We start from the raw sequence: 14,040 nt of genomic DNA on the forward strand, positions 1-14,040 counted from the left end.
GATGGTAGTGTGGGGTTTCCCCATGTGAGAGTAGGTCATCGTCAAGATTCAAACCCAAAGCCCCTGTCTGCGATGCAGACAGGGGCTTTGTCTTTTCAGGGCCATAATCCCCAAGGCTTGGGCGATGCCCTGTATAGACGCGGCCTGGCGTCGCGATCAGGTACTCAGCGGCCGCCGTATGCTCAGAACTGATAACTTACCGTAGCACTCACATTCCGCTCCTCACCCATGTAGCAGTAGTTCACGCTGGCACACGAGGTGATGTAGCTTTCATTGGTAAGGTTGTTCGCGTTCAAGCGCACATCCACACCCGTCAGGCCGACCTTGCCCAGGTCATAGCCGATCGATGCGTCGAACAGGGTGTAGGAGGGCACCTTCATGCTGTTTTCCGCATCCACCCAGCTGTACCCCACATAGCGCACCCCTCCACCCAGCCGCAGGCCATCCAGAGCCCCTTGGCGGAAGTTGTAGTCCGCCCACAGCGAGAACATTTGTTTCGGCGCCTGGGTTGGCGAATTGCCCTTGTTGTCCAGGCTGCCCGACACCAAGCTCGGCATCGACTTGGAATACTCGACATCGGTGAAGGTATAGCCACCCAGCAACTTCAAACTGTCGGTCAGCTGCACATGGGCCTCCAGCTCCAGCCCTTGTGAGCGTACTTCGCCGACAGGGCGATAGAAGTCCTCGTTCGGCTGTTTCGACGCAAGGTTTTCCTGTTCGATGCGGAATACCGATGCGGTGAACAGATTGTCGCTGCCCGGCGGCTGATACTTGATACCTGCTTCCCATTGCGTACCCTCGGTAGGGGCCAGCGGGCGTCCGTTTTGATCGGACACCGTATTGGGGTTGAACGACTCCGAGTAGCTCACATACGGCGCAATGCCGTTTTCGAACAGATAGAGCACGCCAGCACGGGTAGTGAACCTGGAACGCTGATCACTGACGTTGGTGTCACTGTCGCGGTTTTCTTCGGATACCTTCACCCAGTCCTGACGCAGCCCCAGAGAGAATCGCCACTGGTCCAGCTCCACCAGATCCTGCAGGTACACGCCCATTTGCTGCAAACGCCGCTGGTAGCGGTTCTCGCCCAGCACCTGGAGGTTGCCATTGCCGTACTGCGGGTTGCCGGCATCCAGTGGGTTTACCGTGCCATAACGCCATGCCACGTCGGCTTTACGCCGTTGGTAATCGGCACCCAGCAGCAGGGTGTGCTTGGCAGCCCCGGTAAAGAACTCGGCCTGCAACATGTTATCGATGATGTACGAATGCAGGCGTTCGTCGCCACCGGTATAGGCGCGGTTGAGGATATTGCTGTCAGCATCTGCCCAACCGGCGGAGTACACCTGGTCCATCGACACGTCGGAATCCTGGTAACGGAAGTTCTGCCGCGCAGTAAACACATCGTTGAAGCGGTGCTCGAACTGGTAGCTGAACGACTGTTGCGTACGCTCGTAGTTGTCGATACTCGGCTCGCCTTCAAAGAAGTGATCTGACAGGCGCAAGCCGTTACGCTGGTGCAGCATGCCGTCTGCAGGGTTGCCGCCGTGGTAGCCGCCGTTGGGGTCGTGCTGCAGGTAAGCTTGCAGGGTCAGCGAGGTATCTTCGCTGAAGTCGATGCTGATGGCCGGCGCAATGGCATAGCGTTCTTCCTTGCTGTGGTCGAACTGTGTGTCGGACGCATCTGCCAGACCCGTCAGGCGATAGGCAATGCGCTTATCGTCATCCACAGGCCCGCTGAAGTCGAAACCCATGCCGCGCTGGCCCTGGGTGCCGACCGTGGCCTGGATCTGATGATAAGGGCTAAATAGCGGCTTCTTGGTCGTCAGTGCCACCAAGCCCCCCGGCGAGCTTCGGCCATATAACACCGAAGACGGCCCCTTGAGGATGTCGATGCGTTCGAGGAAGTACGGGTCCACCTGCATGGTGCTGTAGGTGCCGTTGTCGCCCATGGACTTGAGCCCATCGACATAGATGTTGTCCACCGAGCCGTCGTTGAAGCCACGCATGGCCACATAGTCATAGCGATGGGTAGCACCGTAGGGGTTGGTCAGCACGCCTGGCGTATAGCGCATGGCCTGGGCAACGGTCTGCGAGCCCTGGTCGTCGATCTGCTGGCGGGTTACCACCGAAACCGATTGTGACGTCTCCACCAGCGGCACGCTGGTCTTGGTCGCCACCTGGCTGTGCGTGGCGTTGTAGCCCTCTGTGCTTCCCAGGGCATTACCGAGGGTGAAGCTGCGCACATCGGTGTCTGGCAGTGACAGGGCAGCGCCCTCAGGCTGTGCCTGCAGCACATAACTGCGCCCATCCTGGCTTACGGCCTGCAGGCCGCTGCCATTAAGCAACTGGCGCAGTGCTTGTTCGGTGACATATTGGCCTTGAAGTCCGCCGGACTGCAGGCCACCAGTGAGCTGCGGAGTGCTCGACAGGGTGATGCCGGCTTGGCGTGCGAACTGGTTGAGCACGTCGTCCAGTTGGCCTGCCGGGATTGCGTAGCGATGGCTGACTTGGGCTGTTTCCGCTGCCATGGAAAAGTGCGGGGCAGCGGTCAGGCCCAAGGCCGTACCGAGCAATGCAGCCCGAATAGCTTTGCGCAAAAGTGCTGAGTGCAAAACAGGCCGAAAATCATTTGTGGGGGAAGGGTGCATGCACACCGGGTCAATAGGCATGAGGGGTCCGTTGGAAAGTTGAGGGCAGAGGGTGTCGCTTACTGTCCTAGCCGGACCGACATTCAAAACCCGCCAAAAAACCGGGCTCTGCTAAGCGATTCCTTGTGGGAGCGGCCGCGTTGTCAGGCCAACCCTTCCACCCGCACCCACCAGCGTGTCCGTTGCCGCAAGCGCACAGGCAGCGTCTGCGGCAGCAGCTGCAGCAACTGCTCAGGGTCATCAAGGCGGAATACCCCCGACAGGCGCAAATCGGCAATCTCGTCGCTACAGCCCAGATAGCCATGGCGATATCGGCTGACCTGCGCAAGAAAATCGAACAAGCGCATATCCCGGGTAACGATCAGCCCCTCGCTCCAAGCCATGGCGTCCATGTTCAAGTGTTCCAGCCGCTGTGCACCCTGTGCATCCACGCGCCAGTCCTGGCCGGCCTCAATCCACTGCAAAAGCTCATTGCCAGGTCGGTGGACCGCTACCCGGCCATGGCTGACACTGATACGCGTGCACTCGCTGTCCTGGCGGGCCACAAAGCGCCCGTCAAAGGCTTCCAGCAAGGCGTCGCGGGTTTGTACCCGCAAGGGCCGTGGCATGTTCCCCGCCTGGCTGCAGGTAATCATCAATTCGCCCTGTTTCAGGCGGACCAGGCGTTGCTGGTCGTTGAAAGCCAGGTCCACGGCACTGTGCGTGTTGAGTTGCATCAGCGAGCCATCGGGCAGCGTGAAGCTGCGTCGTTCACCTGTGCCTGTGGCGTAGTCTGCTGTCCAGGCGTTGAGCGCATCCCGGTCGTTGCCCAGCCATACCGCTGTCCCGACCATGGCTACGCCGCCCAGCAGCTTCAGCGCTTGCCGGCGATGCAGGCGTCGCTGGCTGGTTTCCAGGGTCTGCAAGGCCAGGCCGGCGCCAGGGATGGCGCGCAGGTCAAGGTCCTGGTGCATGCGGATCACCCGCTGCCAGGCTTGCTCGTGTTCGTGGTGGGCGCCGCGCCATTGCTCGCATTGCTGTTGCAGTGCAGGGCTATGCCCGCTCTCGCGCAGCCGCAGCATCCACTGGATAGCCTGTTTCACCGTCTTTGCGCCAGGTTGTGCGGTGGTCATTGCTTTAGTGCTCGTCTTCGTAGCGCAGCACGTAGCAGTGGTACAGCGCGTCAGCAATGTAACGCTCGACGGTACGCACAGAGATGCCCATTTGCTCGGCAATGGCCTGGTGCTTCAACCCCTCGCATTGAGCCAACAGGAAGGCACGCCGTACTTTTGGCTTGAGGCCGTCGAGCATACGGGCTATGCGCTCCAGCAGTTCCAGCAGCAGCTCACGGGTTTCGGCTGAGGGCGCGACTGCCTCCGGTACATTGGCCAACGCCTCGAGGTAAGCCCTGTGCAGCTCCTCGCGGCGCCAGTGATCGATCACCAGCCCGCGTGCAACCGTGCGCAGAAAGGCCCGTGGCGTGTTCAGCTGCAGCTGCTCGCGGCGCTGCAGCAGGCGTACGAAGGTGTCCTGGGCGAGGTCGGCGGCATCAGCGGCGTTGCCCAGCTTGCTGCGTAGCCAGGCATGCAACCAGCCGTGGTGGTCACTGTAGAGCGTTTGCACGGAGTCGTTGCTGGGCATGGGCGAGGGCGCTGGCATCAATGGACATTAATGATAATTAGTCTCATTGTTGGCGGCGCCGCAGCAATTTGCAACCCGCCCGCTCACAGCGTGGCCAACGCCTGCAGTGGGCTAGCGCCCTGGTCGGCTGTCCAGATATTTGCGAATGACCCGGGCACCGCCATTGAGGTGCTGCTCCAGTATGGCTACGGCTTCATCCACCAGCTTGTCGCTGGCTGCGTCCACCAGGGCGTTGTGATCGTCCTGGGTAAGCTTGCCCAGGCCCATGGACGAGAGATGGAAGCGCAGGAAACGCTCTTCCTCATTAAGCTCGTTCTCGATCAGGCGCAGCAGTTTCTTGTTGGTCGCCTTGCTGTACAGCGTCATGTGGAACAGGCGGTTCAGGCGGCCGAGTTCACTGTGACGAGTTTCGTTTTCCAATTGCTGGATATAGCCACGGGCACTGGCAATGTCGTCGGCATCCAGCAAAGGGATTGACTGGCGCAGCGCTTCACTCTCAAGCAGCACGCGCAGGGCATAGGTGTCTACCGCATCCTCGCCGATCAGGGGTGCAACCACCGCGCCCTTGTGCATTTCCACTTTCAGCAATGATTGCGCTTCAAGCTGGCGCAAGGCTTCGCGCACGGGCATGCGGCTGACCCCGAACAAGGTCGCGAGCTCTTGCTGGCGCACGGCAGTGCCAGGCGGCAGGCGGCCATCAAGAATGGCACTGCGCAGGCGTTCTTCAATCACGCCGCGGGCCTGGTGCGGCAACAGCTGCTCGCTGGCCAGCACATTGCTCAATTTGATTTTGTCGGCCACGTAACGCCTGCCTTAACGGTGACTAAAGTTGGATCCAATGACACTAGTGACTGCAAGTGGGGGTGTCAAACCTGCGCCGCGACTGGCACGGGCGCCCCAAAAGCGCGGCTATGGTGGATGAAGTCGCCAGTCAAAGGAAGCAGCCTATAGAAGGATATAAGCAGAAAGTGTAGGCGGGCTGACAGGCGGGCGCATGATTGCAGGGTGCCATTGTCTTTTGCCTTGGCAAGCCCCACCATCGCTGCTTTCGACTGGCCTGAACAGGGCTTCGCAGTGGCGATATCCTGGATGCTGAAAACCCTCGTGCGACGTGCCTGCCTTGCCGCCCTCCTGGGCTGCTTGCTGCTGGGCGGCTTGCACGCGGATTGGGACTTTTCCCAGATCAGCCGCAAGTCGCAGGCCCTGTATGGCCCATTAGGGGCCGGAAAGGGCCGCATCGATGCCTGGCAGAACCTGATGGCGACGCAGAACCAGGGGAGCGAGCTTGACCGGTTGCAGGTGGTCAACCGCTTCTTCAACCAGCAACTGCGTTATGTCGAGGATATCGATCTGTGGCATGAAGTGGATTACTGGGCCACGCCGGTGCAGGCGCTTATCAAAGGCGCCGGGGACTGCGAGGACTACGCGATTGCCAAGTATTTCAGCTTGCGGCGCATGGGCATCCCCAGCGAGAAACTGCGTATCACCTACGTCAAGGCGCTGCGGCAGAACCGGGCGCATATGGTCCTGACCTATTATTCAAGCCCACAGGCGCAACCCTTGGTGCTCGATAGCCTGATGGACGCCATCAAGCCGGCAAGCCAGCGGACAGACTTGCTGCCGGTATACGCCTTCAATGGCGAGGGCTTGTGGCTGACGGGGGCCGCTGGCAACAAGAAGGTCGGCGATACCAAGCGGCTTTCCCGCTGGCAGGATTTGCTGAAGAAAATGCAGGCCGAAGGGTTCCCGGCCGAGCCGGTTTACTGAAGGAGCACAGATGTCACTGTTCAAACAATTGCTGTTGGCTATTTGCCTGTTCCTGGTGGTCGCCTTCAGTGGCAGTTTCATGGTCAGCCTGGAAAGCTCGCGCAGCCAGTACGTCAACCAGCTGCGTTCGCATGCCCAGGATGCGGCGACCGCGCTGGCGCTGTCGCTGACGCCGAACATCGACGACCCGGCGATGGTCGAGCTGATGGTCAGTTCGATCTTCGACAGTGGCTACTACGCAAGCATCAAGGTCGTCGACCTGGGCTCCAATGCCGTGTTGGTAGAGCGCCATGCCGAGCCCGACCCCGGCGGTGTGCCAAGTTGGTTCGTGCATTTGATCGGCCTGGGGGCCGCGGGTGGCGACGCCATCGTCAGCCGTGGCTGGCAGCAGGCTGCGCGGGTCGAGGTGATCAGCCACCCGATGTTTGCCATCGGCAAGCTCTGGCAAAGCGCGCTGGGCAGCCTGGGCTGGTTGCTGTTGTGTGGTGCGGCCAGTGCCGTGCTTGGCGCCTTGCTGTTGCGCCGCCAGTTGCGGCCGTTGGACTACATGGTCGAGCAGTCCCACGCCATTGCCCGCCGTGAATTCCTCAGCCTGCCAGAGCTGCCACGCACACCGGAACTGCGCCGGGTGGTGCAGGCGATGAACCAGATGGTCGAAAAGCTGAAGGCGCTGTTCACCGAGCAGGCCGAGCGCAGCGAGCGGCTGCGGGCAGAGTCCTACCAGGACAGCCTGACCGGGCTGTCCAACCGCCGTTATTTTGAAATGCAGCTGAATACCCGGGTAAGCAACCTCGAAGAGGCTCGCGCCGGCTACTTGCTGTTGCTGCGGGTCCAAGGCCTGGCCGGCCTGAACGCCCGCCTTGGCGGCCAGCGTACAGACCAGTTGCTGCAGGCGGTGGGCGAGCAGCTGCGCCGAACCTGTGCCGGCTATCCGGAAACCAAAGACCTGATTTCCCGCAGCCGCGGCGGCGAGTTTGCCGTGCTGGCGCCGGGCATGGTGCATGAAGAGGCTGTACAGCTGGCCCAGGCGCTGGAAGCGACGCTGCTCAGCCTGCATGAAACCGGCGCCAGTGACGTTCGCCCGGTGGCCTGTATCGGCTTGGCACCCTACAGCCCAGGTGACGCACCACAAGCGTTGCTCAAACTGGCAGACGAAGCGCTGGCCCGCGCGGAGAACCAGCCGACACCGGGCTGGGTGTGCCTTGAACAGGGCGTAGCGGCAGTTGCAGCAGACAGCCAGCATGCCTGGCACGAGCGGCTCGATCAAGCGTTCAACAGCGGCCATTTCGAGTTGTTCTTCCAGCCGGTGGTGGATTGCGCAACGGCGCAACGGGTACTGCACCACAAAGTGATTTCGCGCTTGCAGGATGGCCCGGGCGAGGCCTTGCCGGCGGGGCGCTTCCTGCCCTGGCTGGAGCGCTTCGGCTGGATGCCACGCCTGGACGTGCTGGTGCTCGAGAAAGTGCTGGCTCACCTGCGCGGGCATGACCAGGTGCTGGCGCTGAACCTGTCCGCCGCGACTCTGGCCGACCCCAAGGCGCTGCAACGTGTCCTGGAGCTGTTGGGCCAGAATGCGGCGCTCGGCCCTCGGCTGGTTTTCGAGATTGGCGAAGAGCAGTTGCCTGAGCAGGCAGCCTTGGAGCAACTCACCCGGCGCCTGCATGCACTTGGCTTCGGCCTGGCGCTGCAACGTTTCGGCGGGCGCTTCAGCATGATCGGCAACCTGGCGCACCTGGGCCTGGCGTACCTGAAGATCGACGGTAGTTACATCCGCAATATCGACCATGAACAGCACAAGCGGCTGTTCATCGAAGCGATCCAGCGTGCTGCGCACAGTATCGATTTGCCGTTGATTGCCGAGCGGGTGGAGACCGAAGGGGAGCGCCTGGTTCTGCAGGAGATGGGTGTAGGCGGGATTCAGGGGCAGCTGGTAGGCGAACCTGCGCCCTGGCGCTAAGGCGGCACGCGATCCCTTGTAGGAGCGGCCTTGCGTCGCGATGGGCTGCGAAGCAGCCCCGGCAATTTGTGCATCTGTGCGAAAACCCCGGGGCTGCTGCGCAGCCCATCCGACCGGTCCGGCGCCCCGGCAAGGCCGCTCCTACAAGTGCCAGTGCTGGCCAGGAGGTATATGCAAGACAGTTGCTCCCACATAAAGCATCCCAACCATGAATCTGTTACTTAACGCTCGCGCAATGCTTCCGAACGCGCCTTCATGATCGGCTTGAGCAGGTAGCTCATGATGGTCTTCTTGCCCGTCATGATATCCACCGTAGCCACCATCCCCGGAATGATCAGCAGCGGCTTCTCATCAGTGCCCAGGTGGCTGCGGTCGGTGCGCAGTTTGATCAGGTAATACGTGGTCTTCTTGTCCTCATCGGTAATGGTGTCGGCGCCGATCTGCTCCAGCTTCGCCTTGAGCCCACCGTAGATGGTGTAGTCATACGCCGTGAACTTGACCGTTGCTTCCTGGCCCGGGTGCAGGAAGGCGATGTCCTTGGGCAGGATCTTCGCTTCGATGACCAGCGTGTCGTCCAGTGGCACCACTTCGATGATGTCGCTACCCGGCTGGATAACCCCGCCAATGGTGTTCACCAGCAGCTGCTTGACGATACCGCGCACCGGCGACGTGACCATGGTGCGGTGCACCCGGTCGTCCAGCGCCTTGCTGGTGGCGGTGGCCTTGTTCAGTTCAGTGCGCGCCTCGTTCAGCTGGGTAAGCGCTTCACTGCGGAACTTGCCACGTGTCTCTTCGATCTTGCTCTGCACCTCGCGGATAGCAGCCTCGGCACGCGGGATGGCCAGCGCGGTGGAATCCAGCTGGCCACGGTTTTCCACTTCGGCACGGCGCAGGCGCAGCACTTCGACCTGGGAAATCGCCCCGGTTGCCACCAGCGGCTCGGACATGCCGATTTCCTTGCGCAGCAACTCAAGGCTGTTGGCGTACTGCGCACGCTTGGAGCTGTATTCACGCAGTTCCTGCTGGCGCTGTACCAACTGCTGCTGCAGGCCGCCAATCTCGTCCTGCAGTTGCTGGCGCCGGCTCTGGTACAGCGACTCTTCGTTGGCTGCCTGGCTAGGCGCCGCCTTGCGCAGCTCCTCATCGATCTTCAGCGGGGTGTCCCCCACTTCGGCGCTCAGGCGCTCGACCCGCAGGGCCATGGCCAGGCGGTCGGCCTCGGTTTCACCCACGTTGGAGGCGAAGCGGGTTTCGTCCAGGCGCAGCAACGGCTGGCCTACTTCGACGATCTGCCCTTCCTTGGCGAAGATCTCGGCAACGATGCCGCCCTCCAGGTTCTGGATCTTTTGCACCTTGGAAGACGGAATGGCCTTGCCTTCACCCCGTGTAACCTCGTCGATGGGGGCAACGCTGGCCCACACGATCATGAACACGAAGAACAGGATCACACCCCAGATGGTCAGCCGCACCACCCGTGGTGCGTCCTCGATCAGGGCCTTGTTGACCTCTGGCAGCGGCTGGCCGCCGAGCGAGTCGGAGCCTTTGAAATAGCGCCGCAAGCCGTCCTTGAATTGCCCCATATCCAGCTTATGCAACACTGATCTGCCCCTTCTTCAGCGCATCCATGACCGCGGCTTTCGGGCCGTCGGCGACAATCTGCCCGCGATCGATCACGATCAGCCGGTCTACCAGCGTCAGCAGCGAGGCGCGGTGGGTGACCAGCAACACCGTCTTGCCTTCCACCACGGCTTGCAGGCGCTGCTTGAGGCGTTCTTCACCGGTGTTGTCCATAGCGCTGGTTGGTTCGTCCAGCAGCAGAATCTGCGGGTTGAGCAGCAGTGCGCGGCCCAGGGCGACGTTCTGGCGCTGGCCACCGGACAGGTTCTGCCCACGCTCGCCCACTTGCAGCTCGTAGCCGTCCGGGTGCAACCGGGCGAACTCATGCACGCCCGCCAGTTCGGCGGCCTGCAGGATCAGTTCGTCTTCGATGTAGCGCGCGCCGCTGACCAGGTTGTCGCGCAGGGTGCCGGCCAGCAGCTGGATATCTTGCGGCACGTAGCCGATGTTATGGCGCAGTTCGCTGACGTCGATCTGGCGTATGTCCACGCCATCGACCAGCAGCGAGCCGCCATCGGCCTCGTACAAGCCGACGATAAGCTTGGCCAGCGAGCTTTTGCCCGAACCACTGCGGCCGATGATGCCGACCTTTTCGCCTGGGCGGATGGTCAGGTTGATGTTCTTCAGGGCCAGGTTCTGCTGGTTCGGGTAGGTGAAGTCGACCCCACGGAACTCGACGCTACCCTGCAGCACCTTGCGGCTCAGCGGGCGCTCCTCGAAGTTGCGCTCTTGCGGCAGCTCCATCATGTGGTCAGTGGAGACCATGGTTACCTTGGCCTGCTGGTAGCGGGCAAGCAAACCGTTGAGCGAAGCCAGTGGCCCGAGCGCCCGGCCGCTAAGCATGTAGCACGCCACCAGGCCGCCCATGCTGAGGTTGCCGTCGATGATCAGGTACACGCCGACACAGATCATCGCCACGCCAGCCAGTTGCTGGATGAGCAGGGTGATGTTCATCGCCAGGCTCGACAGCACCTTGACGCGCAGTTCCAGGCGGCTGAGGGTGCCGAGGGTCTGCTCCCACATGTACTGGCGTTCGCTTTCGGCGTTGTTGACCTTCACTGCATCCAGGCCGGCCAGGGTCTCGATCAGGCTGGATTGGCGCTCCGAGGCCAGCGCCATGGTCCGCTCCATGGTCGCCATCAGCGGCCGTTGCAGGGCGTAGCCAATGCCCAGGGCCAGCGGGAAGGCGATGATCGGGATCCACACCAGGTGGCCGCCAATGATGGCGATCACGATCAGTATGAGGATGGTGAACGGCAGGTCGATCAGGCTGGTCAGGGTCAGCGAGGCGAGGAAGTCGCGCAGGCCCTGGAACTCGTGAATGTTCTGGGCAAAGCTGCCGACCCTTGCCGGCCGGTACTTCATCGACATGCCGACAATACGTTCGAACAGCGTTGCCGAGATGATCAGGTCGGTCTTCTTGCCGGCCAGGTCCAGGCAAAGGCCGCGCAAGCCCTTGAGGATCAGGTCGAAGATGTAGGCGCCGGCGATACCGACGGCCAGCACCCACAGCGTCGAGGTGGCCTGGTTGGGCACCACCCGGTCGTACACGTTCATCACGAACAGTGGCGCGGCCAGGGCGATCAGGTTGATCACCAGGCTAGCGGCGATGGCATCGATGTACAGCCATTTGCTGCGCAGCAGGGTGTCGCGGAACCACGACTTCGCCCGGGGGATCAGGTTGCCATGGTTGACGTCGAACTTGTGCTGCGGCTGGGCGAAGAACACCCGGCCACTGTAGTCGCTTTGCAGGGCTTCGCGGCTGACGTGCACTTCACCGCCGTCGCTCTCGCTCAGCAGCAGGCGCGCGGTATCGTCGTTCTCCCAGCCCAGCAGGACGGCGCTGCGGCCCTCCTTGAGCAGCAGCATGGCCGGCATGGCGATGCTCGGGATCTGCTCCAGCTTGCGCTGCAGCAGGCGCCCTTGCAGGCCGGCGCGGGCGGCGGCGCGGGGCAGCAGCTCGGGGCTCAAACGCTGCGCAGGCAGCGGCAGGCCCGTGGTCAGCATGACCCGGCTGGCGGGTTTCTGGTGCAGGACACACAGGCTCAGCAGACTATCCAGCAGGGGATCGTCATGCTGACTGCGTGGATCGTGGCTGAGTTGGACTCGACTGACTTCGGATTCCACGCGGCGCTCTCTTCATCCTTGTGGTGGGTAGGGTAGGTGCGCCGCCGTTCAGGCCGGGCGGCTCACCCTGGCATTCAAAGGTGCTGCCAAGCTGTGCTGACAGGAGCGTTAACGCCCCCAATGCTCGAACAGATGGCCAATGGTCGCCTTGAATCGGTGTTGAGTAAACAATTCTACGTGCTTCATTTTTACCAGACGTAGCTTGGCAATGAATGTTTCATTTTTGAACCGCCCAGCTTCCTTTTGACACCTGGCTCACGCATGGCCCGCCACCCGCCCAGGGGCTGAATGGGGCATTTTTACCCAGCGTAGTCGCTGTCAGTAAACAGGCGCTGGTTAATTGGCTTGTTGCTGTAACTTGTTAGTCAAAATTCATCTATAGAAAGCACATCCTTGAGCCGTCTGCGTTGAATAATCACATGCGGTTTTTCATCATCGGGGTGACAGTATCAGGGCATGGCAGCGCTATCTATTTGATATGTGACATATCACTGCTTGTGGTTCGCCCGATGATGAGTGTCCGTGCTGCTTGAATGAGGTGTGTGGCGCTGGTTGAGCCTGGCTTTACGGTCCCTGCCGGGTCGCGTTTCGGCAAGGTTTGTGCTTCATGGACGGGCAGTGGAAGGGTCGCCTGAAGGCTGGCGCCAATAACCGTCGTCACACCCTCTGGTCGAGCGCGTCAGCGCATCATTTTCGGCCGCCGCGGTGTATGAAAAGATACGTCGGCTGACAAATTAACAGGCGTTCAATGATGTACGACATTTGTCCTCGAGAAACGCTTGGCTAAGGTACAAATATCAATGTGACATTACATTGCCGATTGTTTAGGATGGCAGGTATAAGGTCAATAGTTTGGCAGTCAAGTAATTCCAAACAGTTATAGACGGAATATTGACGTCAAAAAACGTCAAGAGATCATCGACATAGTTCCGCCTGAAGTGGCTGGCAAGCGCCGCTCTGGCAGGGAAGTACCCATCGGGTCACACGGAGAGTCCAATGAGCAGCGTTGTAGCCATCGTCAAAAGCATTGTCGGCCAGGTTATTGCGGTATCCCCAGAGGGCATCCGGCGTGTACTCATTGAAGGGGATCGACTCTTAGCGGGTGAGGAAGTGCTCACCGGCCCTGGCGGCGCAGTGACGCTGGAACTGGCTGATGGCCGTTTGCTCGACCTTGGGCGTGACAGCCAGTGGAGCGCCGATGCCCCTGCCAGCAGCACCGACCTGAGCCAGGCGACTGCCCAGGCCGCACCTTCGGTGGAAGAGCTGCAACAGGCGATCGCCGCGGGTGTCGACCCGACTACCGAGCTTGAAGCAACTGCTGCCGGCCCGTCCGCTGCGGGCGGTGGTGGCGCGCTGGGCGGTGGCCACAGCTTTGTGATGCTCGAAGAAACTGCGGGCCGGGTTGATCCGACCGTTGGCTTCCCGACTGACGGCTTGGGCTTTGCTGCCGTTCTCGATAGCGAAGAAGTGGGCTTGCTGGACACCAATGGCAATAACCTGGTGACCCCGCCGACCACGGACACCAATGTTGCTACCAACCTGATTCTTGGCGCTACCCCTTCCATCAGCGAAGCGGGTGGTGTAATCGTTTACACCGCTACGGTTGGCCAGGCGCCGACTACCAACCTGGTAATCACCCTGTCCAATGGTGCCGTGATCACCATTCCGGCCGGGCAGACCAGCGGTAGCGTCAATGTCGTGGTGCCGGCGAATGACACCCCCTATATCGACGGTGGCCAGATTTCGGCGACCGTGACGGGCAGCACCGGTGGTGGCGGCCTGACCGTGACCTTGCCGCAAACGCCGGCGGTTACCCAGGTTACCGATACCATCGATATCACCACCGCGACCCTGACAGCTTCGCCAAGCGTCACTGAAGGTGGCGTGATCACCTACACCGTGACCCTGAGCAATCCGGCCCAGACCCCGGTGACCGTGACCCTGTCCAACGGCCAGACCATCACCGTTGAAGCGGGCAAGACCCAGGGCAGCGTTGACTTCCAGACCCCGGCGAATGACGTCTACAACAACGGTTCGACCGTCAGCGTCACCATCGAAAACGCCACTGGCGGTAACTTCGAGCAGCTGACCCCGAACCCGACGCCAGCGCAAACCACGATCAACGATTCGATCGACAACACCACCGCGACCCTGACGGCGAGCCCGTCGGTGACCGAAGGTGGCGTGATCACCTACACCGTGACCCTGAGCAACCCAGCCCAGACCCCGGTGACCGTGACCCTGTCCAACGGCCAGGTCATCACCATCGAGGCGGGCAAGAGCCAGGGCAGCGTCGACTTCCAG

9 protein-coding genes are annotated in these 14,040 nt (G+C 61.3%); 3 read left to right on the top strand and 6 right to left on the bottom strand.

The features are described 5' to 3' along the window. Positions 1-182: 182 nt before the first annotated feature. The 4 genes from IAE39_RS26640 to IAE39_RS26655 form a co-directional block, all read right to left on the bottom strand. The gene (locus IAE39_RS26640; RefSeq protein ID WP_328825630.1) at positions 183-2,597 is read right to left on the bottom strand and encodes a TonB-dependent siderophore receptor; all 2,415 of its coding nucleotides are present in this window, start codon (positions 2,595-2,597) and stop codon (positions 183-185) included. A gap of 194 nt (positions 2,598-2,791) precedes the next feature. Then, entirely contained in the window at positions 2,792-3,760 is a 969-nt protein-coding gene (locus tag IAE39_RS26645) for a FecR domain-containing protein (protein WP_201207481.1), read from the bottom strand. A 4-nt stretch (positions 3,761-3,764) separates the two neighbouring features. Beyond that, the gene (locus IAE39_RS26650; protein WP_201207482.1) at positions 3,765-4,268 is read right to left on the bottom strand and encodes a sigma-70 family RNA polymerase sigma factor; all 504 of its coding nucleotides are present in this window, start codon (positions 4,266-4,268) and stop codon (positions 3,765-3,767) included. A 111-nt stretch (positions 4,269-4,379) separates the two neighbouring features. After that, positions 4,380-5,069, bottom strand: a complete 690-nt coding sequence (locus IAE39_RS26655; RefSeq protein WP_201207483.1) for a GntR family transcriptional regulator — start codon at positions 5,067-5,069, stop codon at positions 4,380-4,382. Positions 5,070-5,273: 204 nt separating this feature from the next. Here IAE39_RS26655 and lapG point away from each other — a divergent pair, with 204 nt between their 5' ends. Beyond that, positions 5,274-6,035, top strand: coding sequence for a cysteine protease LapG (gene lapG / locus IAE39_RS26660; protein ID WP_201207484.1), 762 nt, complete (start codon positions 5,274-5,276; stop codon positions 6,033-6,035). A 10-nt stretch (positions 6,036-6,045) separates the two neighbouring features. Further along, entirely contained in the window at positions 6,046-7,992 is a 1,947-nt protein-coding gene (lapD, locus tag IAE39_RS26665) for a cyclic di-GMP receptor LapD (protein WP_201207485.1), read from the top strand. Between the two features lie 221 nt (positions 7,993-8,213). On the opposite strand, the gene IAE39_RS26670 is transcribed toward lapD, so the two are convergent. Next, positions 8,214-9,572, bottom strand: a complete 1,359-nt coding sequence (locus tag IAE39_RS26670) for an HlyD family type I secretion periplasmic adaptor subunit (protein WP_201207489.1) — start codon at positions 9,570-9,572, stop codon at positions 8,214-8,216. Between the two features lie 7 nt (positions 9,573-9,579). Then, positions 9,580-11,736: a type I secretion system permease/ATPase gene (locus tag IAE39_RS26675; RefSeq protein ID WP_201207486.1), complete on the bottom strand. Its 2,157-nt coding sequence runs from the start codon at positions 11,734-11,736 to the stop codon at positions 9,580-9,582. 996 nt (positions 11,737-12,732) lie between these two features. Between IAE39_RS26675 and IAE39_RS26680 the strand changes: the two genes are divergently transcribed. After that, positions 12,733-14,040 (top strand): retention module-containing protein (locus IAE39_RS26680; protein ID WP_201207487.1); only part of this gene is annotated, 1,308 nt, incomplete at its 3' end.

This window comes from Pseudomonas sp. S37, assembly GCF_016658545.1.
Classification (GTDB): Bacteria; Pseudomonadota; Gammaproteobacteria; order Pseudomonadales; family Pseudomonadaceae; genus Aquipseudomonas.

Bases quoted from the DNA above. Each gene is read 5' to 3' on its own strand.
- IAE39_RS26645 (WP_201207481.1), bottom strand. From the start codon at position 3,760: ATGACCACCGCACAACCTGGCGCAAAGACGGTGAAACAGGCTATCCAG.
- IAE39_RS26670 (WP_201207489.1), bottom strand. From the start codon at position 9,572: ATGGGGCAATTCAAGGACGGCTTGCGGCGCTATTTCAAAGGCTCCGAC.
- IAE39_RS26650 (WP_201207482.1), bottom strand. From the start codon at position 4,268: ATGCCCAGCAACGACTCCGTGCAAACGCTCTACAGTGACCACCACGGC.
- lapD (WP_201207485.1), top strand. From the start codon at position 6,046: ATGTCACTGTTCAAACAATTGCTGTTGGCTATTTGCCTGTTCCTGGTG.